Source organism: Listeria monocytogenes, from assembly GCF_900187225.1.
Taxonomy (GTDB): Bacteria; Bacillota; Bacilli; order Lactobacillales; family Listeriaceae; genus Listeria; species Listeria monocytogenes.
Window position 1 is genome coordinate 2801700 of the sequence record NZ_LT906436.1, and the last position, 15206, is coordinate 2816905.

The following is a 15206-nucleotide window of genomic DNA, read 5'->3' on the forward strand; positions in this document are numbered from 1 at the left end:
TTAAATGTGAAAAAATAGATAGAGCTGCTAAAGTTTCACAGTCCTATCTATTTTCTTAATGAAATTCATCGGTAACAGTATTGATGGTTTTTTCCATATTGTCGCGGTAAGACTCATTTTGTAGCAACATCATGGAAATAATATCCATCACATACATAATCGAAAACTGGCTATTAGCAAAATACCTTTTACTTACGAATAAAGTATTGTAAACCGGAATAGTGACGTCGCTGATTTCGGTCATTTCACTATTTTCAAAACTTGTAAATGTAGCGACTTTACTTTTGTTTTTCTTAGCGTTTTTTAGTGCAGTAACTAGCTCTGGGGTGTTACCTGAATTAGAAATGCCAATAACAAAATCTTCTTTTGTTGTAATCGAGCTAGTAATAATCATCATATGCGGATCATTGACACTGATGACGTTTAACCCCATTCGAATAAGGCGCTGCGACATTTCAACGGCAGTGAGTCCAGAACTCCCGACGCCGCAAATATAGACTCGTTTGGCTTCTTGAATATACTGTACAACCTCGCGGATTTTGGCCGGCTCAATCAGCTTCACCGTGTTATCAATCACTTTATGATAAAACGAATAAACTTCTTCAAAAAGATCATCGTAACCAAGCGACGGAACCATTGTGGCTGCTGTGTTAACCCGCATTTTCAAATCAACAAAACTATCACAACGCACATGACGGCAAAACCTCGTTATCGTCGAAATGGACGTACCAGTTTCTTCGGCTAGCTCTTTAATGTTAATATTCTTGAGTTCATCACTTTTTTCTAAAATATACTTCGCAATTTGTTTTTCTTTATTCGGTAATCGATTGTAATTTTGTTGGATTTCATTTAAAATCGTCATCTTTTTCGGCCTCTTTCTGGTTTAAGAAATGATAGAGTGCGCCAATCATCCCAGCTTCATTTCCCAGCTTTGCGAAAGTAATATCTGCTGTATCGAACATCGGCGAGATTAATTTGGTTGAGATAGCCGCTTTTAGACGCGGTTTGAAGAATGACTCTTCTTCCATTAATCCGCCACCGAGCACAATCACTTCTGGGTTGAAAATATAGATTAAGTTTACTACACCTTCTACTAAATTCTCAATCCATTGCTCTATTTCAGCCAGCACATCTGCATCTCCGCTATAGGCCCATTCCATGACTTGACGACCATTTAACGCATTTTCCTCGATATTTTTTCGCGAGGCTACTTGTTTAATCAATGCTTTTGTTGAAGCCACATCTTGAAATTTTCCTTGTGAAAGGTGCATATAGCCCACTTCACATGCTGTAAAAGACGATCCATTTATTAGTTTGTCATTTAGTAACATGGCTCCGCCGATTCCGGTACCAATTGTCAAACAGAGCACGCTCCCACACCCCCGTGCTCCACCCAACCAAAACTCGCCAAGACAGGCTGCATTTACGTCATTTTCCACTGCGCACGGAAGATTAAATCGGTGCTCTAATTCTGCTTTTATTTCAGTTCCTGTGTATTTGGGAATCGTGTAGCCAGCATAAATAATTTTGCCTTTCACAGAATCCACAACGCCCGCAGAGGCCACACAGACGCCCGCTACATCCGTTTTTTCTTGTTCAACAATCCGAATAAGCGCGGGCATGATTTGATTCGCTCCGCCAGTTATAGGCGTCACACAAGACTTAAGTTCCCCCACCCGTTTACCTTCTTGATTAAATTTAGCGTATTTAATACTCGTTCCACCAATGTCGACACAAAGATAATTTTCCATTTCTTCACCTCTTTAGTGAAATTATTATCCTTCTTTTGTTAATTCATCATAAAATGCTTGGCTTGAATTTGCTTCGATTAAACGGGTTACCTTTTCCTCATCCATGAGTACTTCTGCAAGCTCTGACAACACTTCTAAATGACTTTCTGAATCCGTTGCCGCAAGGGTAATAATTAGTTTCACTGGGTCGAACATGTCGCTGCCAAAAGCCACTCCATCAGCCAATGTTGCAAAGGTTAAGCCACCGTGAATGACGCCAAACTCTGGTCGTGTGTGCGCTAACGCGATATGTTTAGCGATCACTATATATGGTCCATTATTTTCTACACTTTGAATCATTCCATCAATATAACTCTCTTTGATAGCGCCTCGTTCTAGTAAAAGTCTCGCTGACATTTGGATAGCTTCCCGCCAGTCTTCTGCTTTTAAATTTACCTCAATATCCTCTAAAGTTACTCGGTCCAATAACATGCCCGTACCCCCTTATTTATTATACTCAGCCATTATTTCTGTTAAATTTACCTCCGCCAGCGACTCTCGCTCCATATAATTCGGTGTCAAATCGCTATGTTTCGTTACTTCATTTGGGATGACAAGAACATTTACACCCGCACTATTCCCCGCCAAAAGGCCATTTCGCGAGTCTTCCACAATAAGAGACTCCGACGGCTTAACATCAAGTACTCTCAAAGCTTCTAAAAACAAATCTGGTTCCGGCTTGATTCGAGTAACATCCTCCGCCGTAATAATAGCATCAAAATATTCGAGCAAGCCTAGTCGTTCCAAATGATAAAGTGGTTTTGGTCGCTGCGATGAGGTCGCAAGTGCTAACTTTAATCCACGTTCTTTTAATTCACGAATAAAACTTTCCACGCCTTCTTTGGCTGGTAAACTTTTACTATTTTCAATAAAAGTTGCTTGTGTTTCTGCTTCGAACACTTGTCGATTAATATCCATTTGCTTCGTCTCATTTAATTCACGGAATAAATCGTCCACATTAGATCCGACACACTGTAAAAACTCCTCGATAGAAAGGTCGTAATTTTGCTTCGTTTTAAACCATTCTTTAAAAATTTCATACCAAACTACTTCTGTATCAATAACAATTCCGTCAAAGTCCATCACAATCGCTTTTAACATTGTCTTCCTCCTACCCGTTTTACTATTCAAAGCGCTCCTAAAAAGAAGCGCTTACAAATAAGTTAATTCTTTTGTTCTCGGTCTGCAACTATTTTATCTATTAGTTCTTGATATTCTGGTGCGCCGAGGTAATCCGTTATTTCTACATAATACGCATCTGGTTGTTTTTCTTTGGCTCGGTCAATAAGTGATTTATGCGTCACGACCACATCGCATTCGGTCGGCAATTCGTGGATGGCGATATGGAACACTTTAATATCCTCTAAGCCAGCATTTTTGATTTTTTTCTGTAGCACCGTCGCGCCCATTGCACTGGATCCAAGCCCCGCATCACAAGCATAGGCGATTCTTTTAACATTTTTAAAATTAAAATCATCTACTGGAGCTTCGAAAACAGAGGAAATACTACTTTTTTTGCCTTTAAGACCTTCCATTTTCTTCGCTGCATCTTGTAGTTCTGAGTCTTTGTTCCCCATGCGTTTAATAAATGGAATGGCGGTAATGAATGTGACAAGGGCCGCACATAGCACCGCAATAAGGATTTTAATGTGGTCGCCTGGTGCTGCCATCATCATAATGGTGATAATACTACCAGGAGAAGCTACACCAACAAGGCCCGCATTTGTCATTGTTAAAATAAATGTTCCTGTCATACCACCAAGAATTAGCGGTAAAATAAGAATTGGATTCATTAAAACGAACGGGAAGTAAATTTCGTGAATACCACCAAATAGGTGAATAACACTTGCCCCGTAGGAAGATGCTTTTGAGTTACCTTTACCAAAGAACATATAGCCGAGTAGAATTCCAAGTCCTGGTCCAGGGTTTGATTCTAGTAAGTAAAGCACTGATTTCCCTGTTTCTGCGAGTTGCAAGGTGGCTAGTGGACTAAGAATACCTTGACCGATCGCATTGTTTAAGAATAAGACCTTGGCCGGCTCAATAATTAAAGCCGTTAGTGGGAGCAAATGATTGTTAATTAACACATCCACGCCACTTGCTAATACTTTTGTTACAGCTTCGACCATTGGAGCAATTGCCACATAAGAAAATAGTGCTAATCCCGCTCCAATTATCCCAATCGAAAAGTTATTAACTAGTAGTTCAAATCCAGCTGGAATTTTTCCATCAATACGTTCATCAAATTTTTTAAGTATCCAAGCTGCGAGCGGACCCATTATCATTGCGCCGATAAACATGGTTATATCCGAACTAATAATTGCACCCATTGTTGCAACGGTACCAATAACTCCTCCTCGGTAACCGTGAACTGCTCGACCTCCGGCAAAAGCAATAAGAAGTGGTAACAAGTAATTAAGCATTGGTGCGATAAACCCTTTTAACATCTCAGAGCCTGTCGCTACCCCAATTGCCGTCAAAATCCCCCAAGCCATAAAAGCTCCTAAATTCGGAATGACCATACCACTTAGCTTACTCCCAAACTTTTGTACATGTACCCGAATAGACATAATTCCCCCTCCAATCATATGTGTGGCGTTCTTTTATAGTGATACTTCTTTTCCTTCCGCAATCGAACGTTCAATAGCATCTACTACTCGCAAGGAATCATACGCTTCTTTAGGTGTAATAATTGATTTTGTATTATTCGCAACATTATTAATAAATGCCATTACTTCTTCTGCCAAATCTCCGGAAACTTCGCCATTTGTGTAATACCAGTGTCTTGAATCAGGATAAGACACCCCTTTTTCACTAACAAAACGAACTCCGTGGTCACAAGAGTCTACATATGCCACGCCTTTTGTTCCGACTAATTCTAGCTTGTCATCAATGATGGTTGGCGAGTTTTCTGGTAGCACCCAGCAAGCTTCAAGACAAGCAATTGCGCCATTTTCATACGTAACAATGGCATAGATAACATCATTCATGCCGTATTCTTTTAGCAACACACTGCGGCTTTTGGCGATAACCTTGACTGGCTCGCTATCCATGTACCAGTTAATATAATCAATATCATGAATCATTACGTGCATACTTAAATCAGAAGCACCTATGTAACGCTTTGGCCCAGTAATTGGGCTGTTACGACGACAATAAAGATGAATAATATCACCCAATTCGCCGTTATCGAGGCGCTGTTTAATCATATTAAAACGAGGATCAAATCTGAGTAAAAATCCAACTGTAAATACTTTGTCGTAGTCTTTGGTCAGTTCATACATTGCTTTGCCGTCTTCCAGTTCTTTTGCAAGTGGTTTTTCGAGTAAAATATGTTTTTTGTATTTTACGGCTTCTTCCACGCAATCACGGTGCATATTATCAGGTAAAACAATGCTCACAGCTTCAATCTCCGTATTTGCTAGAAGTTCGTGGTAGTCTTTGTAAGCTTTGCACTGAAATTTTTCTGCCATTTCAGCGCGTCTTTCATCGTTGTACTCACAAATTGCTACTAACTCTACTTGCGGAAGTTTTTGGTAAATTTCTGCATGATACTGCCCCATTTGTCCAACGCCAATTACGCCAACTTTGATTTGCTTTGTCATATCACTTACCTCTTTCTTCTTGAATTTTTTGGATTTCGTTTGTAAAGCGGGTGGTTATTTCCTGTGGCCGAGTTACTGCGCCGCCAACAACAACGGCATAACAACCTAACGTAAGAACTTGTCGTGCTTTACTAGGCGAATCGATTTTCCCTTCTGCAATCACTGGGCGCTTCGTACTTTTCAAAACTTCTTTCAAATGGGAGAAATCGTCGTCGCTGATATTTTTATTCGCTGTTTCTTCGGTGTAGCCGTAAAGTGTCGTGCCAATTAAGTCGAAACCGAGGGAATCAGCGTAATAAACGTCTTCAATACTGCCTGTGTCTGCCATGAAAAGTGTGTTTGGAAACTCTTTTCGAATGGCGCTTAGTATGTCTTTGAGGTCTTCGTTATGTGGTCTTTTTCTCGTTGTCGCATCCATCGCAACAATTTCTACTCCCGTTTCACATATTTCTCTGACTTCTTTTAAAGTGGGTGTGATAAATACGTCCGAATCATCGTAATCTTTTTTGTAAATACCGATAATCGGAACATCGATCTCACTTTGAATTGCCCGAATATCTTTTGCGGTATTTGCTCGGATACCAACAGCACCACCTTGAACTGCGGCCAAAGCCATTTTTGACATAATAAATGCACTATGAAGTGGTTCGTCTTCTAAAGCTTGGCAGGAAACCACTAACCCACCTTTGATTTTTTCCATAACAGAATTGCCCACTGATACTCCTCCTCTATACTGTGTTTCAGTGTAAAGTATGCGTTTTCAAACAGACTATATCACAAGAAAATGATTTTATCAATATCGATTAAATGAAAATGATTTTCATATTTTAGCGTGGATAGTTGCGGAAACTAGCTTTAAAAAATGACGTTGTTGTTAAAAATAAAAAGTCCTTTCGTTTGAAAGGACTTTTTTAGTTTATTCGATTGGTAATTTGTTGGGTGTTCCAGGTTTGCGCGGATATTTGTTAGGTGTTTCTTTTGTTTTAGTGATAACGTAGATGTTTCGTTCGCTTTCTTCTACTGGTAATGAGAAAGAGAAATGTTCCTTGACTTTTCCGCCGAATAGTTTGATTGCTTTTTCGGCTGTTTGCAGCTCTTGTTCGGCTTGGGCAGCTTTCATTACTAGGAACGAACCGCCTTTTTTGACAAGTGGCATGCAAAGCTCAGATAATACGCTCATTCTTGCTACGGCACGTGCGGTTACAAGGTCGTATTTTTCACGGTGCGCTTTGTTTTGACCAAATGTTTCAGCGCGATCATGGTAGAAATGCACATCGGTTAGACCTAATTTTTCTGCTAGCGCATCTAGGAAAGTCATGCGTTTTTTCAAGGAGTCTACGATGCTTACTTTTAAATGCGGGAAGCAGATTTTGATTGGGAGACTTGGAAAACCAGCGCCAGCACCGACATCACAAATAGTATCGAATTTAGTAAAGTCTACATAAAACGCGGCAGAAATAGAATCGTAAAAGTGCTTTAAATACACTTCTTTTTCGTCAGTAATAGCTGTTAAATTCATTTTTTCATTCCACTCTACTAACATTTCGAAGTAATCGTGGAATTGTTTCATTTGGTCGTCGCTTAGTTCTATTCCTTTTTCAGCGAGCGCCATTTGGAATTGCTCTGGATTCATATTTTTTCCTCACTTTATTTTCGCGATTTTTGCCGTGTTTAGGATGTTGGAACGTGTTGGTTTATACTTTTAAACTGGCTTATACCGTATATTTTAGCTCATTATTTTCAAGTATAAGTATTTTCGTCCTTTTTAGCAAGTTCGTATTACGTTTAACAATTATCAAACTTGTTGGCATTCTCTTTAAAACTCGCTTTGGCCTTTGTGACCCATTTGCCTTTTGCGGTAGTGGAAAGCCCGTCTATGTAACTCGTGCAATTGCTTTTTATATCTTCTATTTTGTCCCGCTTCATCATTTTCAACATTCGCTTGCGGTTTTCTGATGCGGCGTAGGTTTGTCTAGCCACAAACATCCAAATAAGGTTTATTTCTAGGCTTTTTCGTGACTCTAACAAATCCGCTCTTAATTTATCTATCATGGTATCAATCACGTTCCTTTTTCAGCTGATGTAGTTCTTCTTCATAAGCAGTCACTTGCTTCTTATAAAGGGTTTGATGTTCTTCGGACTCATTTTCTAAATGTGTTACTGCATTTTTTACCATCCATTCGCCTTCTTCTTGGATTGAACTGATTAAATGGTAGGCTTTTGGTAAATCTTCTGATGCGTCATAATCTCTTTTTTGATAGATATATCTGATTTGTTCAGAAAGATTTTCCAGTTCCTGATGAAAACGCCATTTTTCTTGAGAAGCCTCATCCATCGCTTCGTCCAATTGACGTCTTTTTCTATTAAAATCATCCTCTAAATTTTCGATTTTTAGCAGTAGTTGTCTTTGTTTATCCATACATGCTCCCTATTTGTTTGGCTAATTCTTGGTCGGTTTTTAGCTGGCTTTTTATGGCTTCATTGATTTGTTCTAGCAACTTATCATATTCTTGCTCTATTTTGGTTGCTTCGATTAAGGATTTTTCGCAATCTTGCACTGTGTCTATCACAATTTTCGGCTCAGTCGCCCCGCCCCAAGCGAGTGCGGCGAGTATTTCTGACTCAGCTAGATGGGAGCCGATATCCCTTGCATCTGAAAGCGTATCCCGCCACAACTCTTCGGCATTCTCGATTGCTTTATCAAACATATCTTTTAAGTCTTTTATTTCGCCTTGAATCGTTTGCTTCATTCCTTGTGTAATCGCGAGCCCCTCTGCCGCATCTAAGAATATTTCTTCCGATGAAGATAGGGCACCACCACTTTTTGAAAAACTGGTTCGCATGATATTGATTGATGCTAATTGCTGGGCTGTTGCGTATTTGGCTAATCGCAAGCTTCCTTCTTTATCGGTAAGGACATTTCCATCTTCATCGAATTGATAACCACCCCACATATGTTGCTCAACCATACCAGCTTTTTTCGACTCAACCTCTATTAAATGACCAATTGTCGGGTCTCCGATACCATAACCAATTGGCACATAATCCTTCCTATCAACAAAATTAAATAATCTATCTAAAGCGTTTATTGCTTTTACGGTATCTTGTTGTTTTGGCGTTAGGTTGGAGTAGATATTCGGACCTTGGTAGAAGAACCCCCCGCTGATGCGTTTGATGTCTTTTTTATCTAAGTCTGCGATAGCGTACTGGGCGTTCATGGAGCCTAGAGAATGACCGTATACGTAAATTTGGGCGTTTGGGTAGAGTTTCATGGTTTGTTTTAAGGTTTCTGCGGAGGTTTTTAGTTGGGGTGTTACTGTGGATCCTCCGCCATGTGTGATTTGGATTGCAGTTGGAATATCATTACTTAACCAGTCCTTCCTCACATCTTTATAATCTGGATGTTTTGGAACATTAAGGTTTCCATTAGCCGGTGCGGTAGAGCCTTTGTAAAGGATTGTTAGTTCTTTTACTTTGTTTCTTTCGCTGATGGAGGCTGTGGGTGGCGTGTATTTGTCTGTGATGATGTAGGATTGTTCCCCGGTTGATTTGTTGTTGATTTTTTGGGATACGATTCCGATGGTTTTTTCAGTTCCATCCGCTGTAGGAATTTTCACTACTTCTTCCTGATTAATTTTAGCATACTCTTTTCGGGCTAATTCAACTCTTTCTTGATCAGTATAAGCTCCGTTCAATTACTTTCACTTCCTCTTTCTGTTTGTTTTGCAAGTTCCTTTGATACAATTGCACCTCCACCACTTAATTCTCCATTATTCTTACTCATAGTATATGATACGTATAGTTCTGGATCATTATTAATTATTAATTTAACTTCTATACCTCCCATTGGATTGTGCTCTATGCTTCCTTCTTCAATTTTATAAGAATGAATTATACCTTTTTCGGTAAAAGCATTTGGATCTAAATTTGTTAACCTTTTTTCGAATACTTGTTTCGCTTCATCACTATAAACTACATTCATCATTTCTTTATTTAATTTCTCTTCATCCATATAGAATTTCACCCCTAAACCAAAAATGGTTATTACTGTAATTGCTACTACTATTATCCATCTCTTTTTCAACTTTTCACCTCTGTTGTATGATTTTTATTTGTAGGTCTATTTTATCACATGTTAGAAATTTTCACTTTCTTTTTTTTCAGTCTTTTAACGTTTGTTTAATTTCTTAGTTAGTATTGGCTGGACTATCTTAACTCCCTTTAAGTTCTAATTTCTTTGTAAGGTCTTTAGATATGCTAGCGCCACCACTGTCTAATTTGCCGTTATGTTTTCCTAAAGTATAGGTAACATTCCACTCTAAATCCTTATTTATAATTAAAGTAACATTGATTCCTCCCATTGGATTTCTCTCTATACTTTCTTTATTAATTTCATATGATTGAATTATACCTTCTTTCGTGAATGCTTTTGCATCCAAGTTTGTCAGCCTCTTTTCGAATACTTGTTTTGCTTCATCACTATAAACCACTTGCTTCATTTCTTTGTTTAATTTCTCTTCATCCATATAGAATTTTACCCCTAAACCAAAAATGGTCATTACTGTCATTCCAAGTACTATTATCCATCTCTTTTTCAACGCTCCACCTCTGTTGTATGACTTTTTATTTGTAGGTCTATTTTATCGCATGTTAGAAATTTTCACTTTCTTTTTTCAGAGACAGAGATAATCACTTCTTTCTTAATCTTCAATGAATCATACTCTTTTTTTTGCCAATCTGACTCTGACTTCATCTGTAATGACTTGATTCATTTATTTTCCCTCCATCTCCCCAATAATTTGGAAAGATTTTCAGATAAACTCGCTCCACCTCCATTTAGCTTGCCATCAAAATTATCCAGGGTATATGTTATATCTAGTTTTGAATCCTTATTTATAATTAATGTAACATTTATCCCTCCCATAGGATTTCGCCCGATACTGTTCTTATCGATTTCATAAGACTGTATTTTTCCTTCTTCTGTAAATGCTTTTGCATCCAAGTTTGTCAGCCTTTTTTCGAATACTTGTTTCGCTTCATCACTATAAACTACATTCATCATTTCTTTATTTAATTTCTCTTCATCCATATAGAATTTCGCCCCTAAACCAAAAATGGTCATTACTGTAATTCCTAGTATTATTATCCATCTCTTTTTCACACATTCACCTCTGCAGTCTGTCTTCTTCTATGTAATCCCATTCTACCTTAATTAAAAACAAGAAAAAACCACATTATTCAACGGAAACTTTCAACTTAGATGGTAAGTTTGAAGTTTTCGTGAACATGTGGTTTCAGTTATTGTAGTAATCCGTGTTCTTATTTACTTATTTTCGCTATTTTTCCTTGCTCAATATAAACTAGCAAAATAGATATATCGGCTGGGTTTACTCCGCTGATACGGCTAGCTTGGGCGATGGAAAGGGGTTCGATTTTCTTTAGTTTTTCTAGGGCTTCTGTTGCGAGGCCGCTGATTGCATCATAATCGATGTTTTCTGGGATTTTTTTGTCTTCCATGCGCTTCATTTTTTCTACTTGAAGGTTGGATTTTTGGATGTAGCCTTCGTATTTAATTTGAATTTCTACTTGTTCAGCGATTTCGTCGGTCACAAATGTTTCACGTGAAACAATTTGGGCGATTTTGTCGTAAGTTATTTCGGGACGGCGAAGTAAATCTGCTGCTAGAATTCCGTCTTTTAGCTCGCCTGAGCCGATTTCTTTTAGCATTGCTTGGACTTCAGCAGTTGGTTTAATGCGTGTTTTTTGTAGTCTTTCTTTTTCTGCTTCAATGGCACTTTGTTTTGCTAAAAAGCGTTCATAACGTTCGTCGCTAATTAAGCCGATTTCATGACCGATTTCTGTTAAACGTAAATCTGCATTATCATGGCGTAATAGTAAACGGTATTCGGCACGAGAAGTAAGCAAGCGATATGGTTCTTCGGTTCCTTTTGTTACTAAATCGTCAATTAAAACGCCGATATAAGCTTGGTCGCGACCAAGGATAACTGGTTCTTTTTCAAAGACTTTACGAGCAGCATTGATTCCTGCCATTAAGCCTTGGCCGGCTGCTTCTTCATAGCCACTTGTACCATTAATTTGGCCGGCTGTGAAAAGACCTTCGACTAATTTAGTTTCAAGTGATGGCCACAGTTGGTCTGGCATAACTGCATCATATTCGATAGCGTAGCCAACACGCATCATTTCTACATTTTCAAGACCTGGAATAGTTCTTAACATTTCACGTTGCACTTCTTCTGGCAAACTGGTGGAAAGACCTTGGACATATACTTCTTCGGTATTTTTCCCTTCTGGTTCAAGGAAGATTTGGTGTCTTGGTTTGTCGCTGAAACGAACAATTTTATCTTCAATGGATGGGCAGTATCTAGCGCCAGTGCCTTTTTTCGTTGCTGTAAACATTGGTGAACGGTGTAAATTCGCTTGGATTATTTCATGGGTTGTTTCGTTTGTATAAGTTAACCAACATGGTAGTTGGTCAAGCAACATTTCCACCGTATCAAAACTAAATGCGCGCGGATGGTCGTCACCCGGTTGTTCTTCTGTTTTTGAATAGTCAATTGTACTTGATTTTACGCGTGGTGGCGTTCCTGTTTTAAAACGACGTAGTTCAAAACCTAGTTCTTCCAAGTGCTCTGAAAGTTTCACAGAAGGTTGTTGGTTGTTTGGACCGCTGGAATAGCGCAGTTCACCGACAATAATTTCGCCACGTGAGAAAGTTCCGGTAGTAATAACGACTGTTTCCGCGTAGTAAATTGCGCCACTGTTTGTAATAACTCCTTTACACACGCCATCTTCAATCACTAAACGGTCAACAAGTCCTTGGCGCAAAGTGATATTTTCTTCTTTTTCAATTGTGTGTTTCATTTCGTGTTGGTAATCCCATTTGTCTGCTTGAGCACGTAATGCACGAACAGCCGGGCCTTTACCAGTATTTAGCATCCGCATTTGGATGTACGTTTTATCCGTGTTGCGACCCATTTCGCCACCAAGAGCATCAATTTCGCGCACAACCACGCCTTTTGCTGGACCTCCAACAGAAGGATTACATGGCATAAAAGCGACCATATCTAAATTTATCGTTAACATCAGTGTTTTTGCGCCCATTCGACCACTGGCAAGACCTGCTTCTACTCCCGCATGGCCTGCACCAACAACGATGACGTCAAAAGTTCCTGCATCATAGGTTTGCATTTTATAAAAACATCTCCTAAAAAATCATTTTCCAAGGCAAAATTGATTGAACAACTGATCGAGTAATTCATCCTGGACAGAATCACCAGTAATTTCACCTAGTAAATCCCATGCACGAGTCATATCAATCTGGACAATATCTACCGGCATACCAAGCTGAATTCCTGTTGTAACGCCATTTAACGCTTCCAGTGCTTGATGAAGGAGCGCAATGTGTCGAACATTCGATACATAAGTAGCATCACCAGCATCAATGTCACCAGCAAAAAATAGTGTTTTAATCGCTTCTTCTAAAGCCTCTAAACCTTCATCGTTTACTAGCGAAGTGGAGACAATTGGGTTTTCTCCAGCAAGTTCACGCACTCTATTTATATCAAGCTTTGTTTCCAAATCTGTTTTATTTAAAACGACCACATAATTATGACCCGCGGCTGCTTCAAATAACGCTTCATCTTCCACCGTCAGCTCTTCATTTTGATTTAATACTAGCAAGATAAAATCAGCATCCGCCAATGCTTTTCTTGAACGTTCTACACCAATTTTTTCCACAATATCTTCTGTTTCCCGAATTCCGGCCGTATCGATTAAACGCAGCGGAACACCGCGAACATTGACGTATTCTTCTATAATATCTCGCGTTGTCCCAGCAATATCAGTGACAATCGCTTTTTCTTCTTGAATTAGTTGGTTAAGCAAGGACGATTTACCCACATTTGGTCGACCAATAATAGCCGTTGCCAGTCCTTCGCGGAGAATTTTCCCTTGGCTTGCTGTCCGTAAAAGTTGCTCGACGGAAGCGCGAACTAACTCGGTTTTCTCCAGTAACATTCGCTGAGTCATTTCCTCCACATCGTCATATTCTGGATAGTCGATATTTACTTCGACTTGCGCTAGTGCATCCAAAATTTCTTGACGTAAATTGCGAATCAACCGTGAAAGATTTCCGTCCATTTGCCGAATTGCCACGCCCATCGCCCGGTCTGTCTTGGCGCGAATTAAGTCCATCACAGCCTCCGCTTGCGACAGATCAATTCTTCCATTTAAAAATGCGCGCTTTGTGAATTCGCCTGGTTCAGCTAAATTAGCCCCATTTCGAAGTAATAGTTGTAACACGCGGTTCACGGAAACAATTCCGCCGTGCGCGTTGATTTCTACCACATCTTCCCGTGTAAAAGTACGCGGCGCACGCATAACTGTGACCATTACTTCCTCAATTACTTCGCCGTCTTCTTTTATATGACCGTAGTGAATGGTGTGACTTTCTGCTTCACTCAAGCTATTTTTGGCATAAAAAATACGATCCGCTATCTGAATCGCCTCTGGACCGCTTAATCTAATAATAGCAATGGCCCCTTCTCCCGGCGGTGTTGAGATTGCAGCAATAGTATCAAATTCCATTCTTTACTCATCCTTTCTCATTAGAATTTCAGCTCAAATAAGCCTTATCCTATTTTGAATAAATTTTGGCACATGATTTTGTGCATTTTCAACAACTTACGCTCCGCTTTGACCAAAGCAATTAAATTGTTAGTATTTTGAAGGTTATCCATAGACTTATTAACATATCCACAGAAAAACCGTTAATAAAAATTCATCCCTATTATTTTAACTTATCCACATGTGAATAACAATAGTTTTATCCTTACTAGTTAAGAAAACTTAAATTTTCTCGTTAAAGCTTTAACATATCCTTCCACTTCCTTGGCTTTAACTCAATTCTTTTTATCTATACTAAAGTTAAAAGGAGGACAAAAAATGAAAATACATAAACTAACTTGGGTGCTATTAATGGGGCTATTACTGCTCTCATCCTGTTCCACGAAGCAACCAAACCTATACTTGTCAGCAAATGCCGCCGCGGTTTATTCAGTCGAAAATGGCAAACCATTATATGAACAAAATGCCGATAAAGTAATGCCAATTGCAAGTTTAAGCAAACTAATGACAGCTTTTTTAGTTTTAGAGGCTGTGGATAACAATGAATTATCGTGGGATGAAAAGCTTAATCTTGTTCGGTTGGATGATCCTTCCGCGGTTTCCCTTTACGCGATTACACAAAAAAGAACGTGGTCCGTCAGGGATTTATACAGCGCGATGCTCACTATGTCTGCAAATGATGCCGCGGAAACACTGGGAGATCGTTTAGACGGAGCTGATTTTCCCAAAGAAATGAATAACCAGGCTAAAAAATCAGGTATGTCGAGTAAGACTACATTTGTCAGTGCTAGCGGACTTGATGTCGACGGGAAATCCGCGGTTTCCACCACAAAGGATTTATTTTTGCTATCATCTAAATTAATTTCCACTCATCCTGAAGTGTTAGAAACAACTTCCAAACCCACTGTCACCACTGACAAAGGAGCCAAACTCGAATCCACGAACGACTTACTCGGTTCGATTCAAGGGTTAGATGGACTGAAAACTGGATTTACAGATGAAGCCGGCTATTGCTTTATTGGAACAGCTGAACGTGGAGGAAAACGTGTGATTTCGATTGTTCTAGATGCAGGAACTGCGGAAAAACGGTTTAAAGATACGGAGAAGCTGATGGAGGTTGGGTTTAAAGAAGATTAGTGGCATGAAAAAGAACTTCTCGTTGATT

17 protein-coding genes are annotated in these 15206 nt (G+C 39.3%); 1 reads left to right on the forward strand and 16 read right to left on the reverse strand.

The window, feature by feature from the left end; genetic code table 11:
* Positions 1-55: 55 nt before the first annotated feature.
* The 16 genes from CKV70_RS14225 to mnmE all read right to left on the reverse strand — a co-directional run bounded on the left by CKV70_RS14225 (position 56) and on the right by mnmE (position 14002).
* Positions 56-862 (reverse strand): MurR/RpiR family transcriptional regulator, encoded by an 807-nt coding sequence (locus CKV70_RS14225; protein ID WP_003722154.1) that lies wholly within the window; start codon positions 860-862, stop codon positions 56-58.
* Positions 846-1751 carry an ROK family protein gene (locus tag CKV70_RS14230; RefSeq protein ID WP_014601227.1) on the reverse strand — a complete coding sequence of 302 codons (906 nt, stop codon included), beginning with the start codon at positions 1749-1751 and terminating at the stop codon, positions 846-848. The genes CKV70_RS14225 and CKV70_RS14230 overlap by 17 nt, the downstream gene beginning before the upstream one ends.
* Before the next feature lie 24 nt (positions 1752-1775).
* Positions 1776-2222, reverse strand: coding sequence for a PTS sugar transporter subunit IIA (locus tag CKV70_RS14235; protein WP_003722156.1), 447 nt, complete (start codon positions 2220-2222; stop codon positions 1776-1778).
* Between the two features lie 12 nt (positions 2223-2234).
* Positions 2235-2891 (reverse strand): HAD family hydrolase, encoded by a 657-nt coding sequence (locus tag CKV70_RS14240; protein ID WP_014601228.1) that lies wholly within the window; start codon positions 2889-2891, stop codon positions 2235-2237.
* 62 nt (positions 2892-2953) lie between these two features.
* A complete protein-coding gene (locus CKV70_RS14245) occupies positions 2954-4360 on the reverse strand; it encodes a PTS mannitol transporter subunit IIBC (RefSeq protein WP_003722158.1) in 1407 nt (468 codons plus the stop codon).
* Between the two features lie 33 nt (positions 4361-4393).
* On the reverse strand, positions 4394-5395 hold the full coding sequence (locus tag CKV70_RS14250) for a Gfo/Idh/MocA family protein (RefSeq protein WP_003722159.1): 1002 nt from the start codon (positions 5393-5395) through the stop codon (positions 4394-4396).
* A 1-nt stretch (position 5396) separates the two neighbouring features.
* Complete coding sequence (locus tag CKV70_RS14255) at positions 5397-6110, reverse strand: N-acetylmannosamine-6-phosphate 2-epimerase (RefSeq protein ID WP_003728670.1); 714 nt, start codon at positions 6108-6110, stop codon at positions 5397-5399.
* A gap of 201 nt (positions 6111-6311) precedes the next feature.
* Positions 6312-7028 carry a 16S rRNA (guanine(527)-N(7))-methyltransferase RsmG gene (gene rsmG, locus CKV70_RS14260; protein ID WP_003732141.1) on the reverse strand — a complete coding sequence of 239 codons (717 nt, stop codon included), beginning with the start codon at positions 7026-7028 and terminating at the stop codon, positions 6312-6314.
* Positions 7029-7180: 152 nt separating this feature from the next.
* Positions 7181-7447, reverse strand: a complete 267-nt coding sequence (locus tag CKV70_RS14265) for a hypothetical protein (protein WP_014601229.1) — start codon at positions 7445-7447, stop codon at positions 7181-7183.
* Between the two features lie 4 nt (positions 7448-7451).
* Positions 7452-7814, reverse strand: coding sequence for a hypothetical protein (locus CKV70_RS14270; protein ID WP_003722163.1), 363 nt, complete (start codon positions 7812-7814; stop codon positions 7452-7454).
* On the reverse strand, positions 7807-9090 hold the full coding sequence (locus CKV70_RS14275; RefSeq protein ID WP_014601230.1) for an Mbeg1-like protein: 1284 nt from the start codon (positions 9088-9090) through the stop codon (positions 7807-7809). Before CKV70_RS14275 ends, CKV70_RS14270 begins: the two co-directional genes overlap by 8 nt.
* The gene (locus CKV70_RS14280; protein ID WP_014601231.1) at positions 9087-9479 is read right to left on the reverse strand and encodes a DUF1310 domain-containing protein; all 393 of its coding nucleotides are present in this window, start codon (positions 9477-9479) and stop codon (positions 9087-9089) included. The genes CKV70_RS14275 and CKV70_RS14280 overlap by 4 nt, the downstream gene beginning before the upstream one ends.
* Before the next feature lie 127 nt (positions 9480-9606).
* On the reverse strand, positions 9607-9993 hold the full coding sequence (locus CKV70_RS14285; protein WP_014931041.1) for a DUF1310 domain-containing protein: 387 nt from the start codon (positions 9991-9993) through the stop codon (positions 9607-9609).
* Between the two features lie 170 nt (positions 9994-10163).
* Positions 10164-10556 (reverse strand): DUF1310 domain-containing protein, encoded by a 393-nt coding sequence (locus CKV70_RS14290; protein WP_014601233.1) that lies wholly within the window; start codon positions 10554-10556, stop codon positions 10164-10166.
* Between the two features lie 158 nt (positions 10557-10714).
* Positions 10715-12604, reverse strand: coding sequence for a tRNA uridine-5-carboxymethylaminomethyl(34) synthesis enzyme MnmG (gene mnmG / locus CKV70_RS14295; RefSeq protein WP_003722169.1), 1890 nt, complete (start codon positions 12602-12604; stop codon positions 10715-10717).
* A 24-nt stretch (positions 12605-12628) separates the two neighbouring features.
* Positions 12629-14002: a tRNA uridine-5-carboxymethylaminomethyl(34) synthesis GTPase MnmE gene (mnmE, locus tag CKV70_RS14300; protein WP_014601234.1), complete on the reverse strand. Its 1374-nt coding sequence runs from the start codon at positions 14000-14002 to the stop codon at positions 12629-12631.
* Between the two features lie 357 nt (positions 14003-14359).
* On the opposite strand from mnmE, the gene CKV70_RS14305 reads away from it, so the two are divergent.
* Entirely contained in the window at positions 14360-15178 is an 819-nt protein-coding gene (locus tag CKV70_RS14305) for a D-alanyl-D-alanine carboxypeptidase PBPD2 (RefSeq protein WP_014601235.1), read from the forward strand.
* Positions 15179-15206: the final 28 nt, after the last annotated feature.

Coding starts and splice junctions, on each gene's coding strand:
- CKV70_RS14235 (WP_003722156.1), bottom strand. CDS start 2,222: ATGTTATTGGACCGAGTAACTTTAGAGGATATTGAGGTAAATTTAAAA.
- mnmE (WP_014601234.1), bottom strand. CDS start 14,002: ATGGAATTTGATACTATTGCTGCAATCTCAACACCGCCGGGAGAAGGG.
- CKV70_RS14230 (WP_014601227.1), bottom strand. CDS start 1,751: ATGGAAAATTATCTTTGTGTCGACATTGGTGGAACGAGTATTAAATAC.
- CKV70_RS14305 (WP_014601235.1), top strand. CDS start 14,360: ATGAAAATACATAAACTAACTTGGGTGCTATTAATGGGGCTATTACTG.
- CKV70_RS14265 (WP_014601229.1), bottom strand. CDS start 7,447: ATGATAGATAAATTAAGAGCGGATTTGTTAGAGTCACGAAAAAGCCTA.
- CKV70_RS14250 (WP_003722159.1), bottom strand. CDS start 5,395: ATGACAAAGCAAATCAAAGTTGGCGTAATTGGCGTTGGACAAATGGGG.
- CKV70_RS14245 (WP_003722158.1), bottom strand. CDS start 4,360: ATGTCTATTCGGGTACATGTACAAAAGTTTGGGAGTAAGCTAAGTGGT.
- CKV70_RS14270 (WP_003722163.1), bottom strand. CDS start 7,814: ATGGATAAACAAAGACAACTACTGCTAAAAATCGAAAATTTAGAGGAT.
- rsmG (WP_003732141.1), bottom strand. CDS start 7,028: ATGAATCCAGAGCAATTCCAAATGGCGCTCGCTGAAAAAGGAATAGAA.
- CKV70_RS14225 (WP_003722154.1), bottom strand. CDS start 862: ATGACGATTTTAAATGAAATCCAACAAAATTACAATCGATTACCGAAT.
- CKV70_RS14240 (WP_014601228.1), bottom strand. CDS start 2,891: ATGTTAAAAGCGATTGTGATGGACTTTGACGGAATTGTTATTGATACA.
- mnmG (WP_003722169.1), bottom strand. CDS start 12,604: ATGCAAACCTATGATGCAGGAACTTTTGACGTCATCGTTGTTGGTGCA.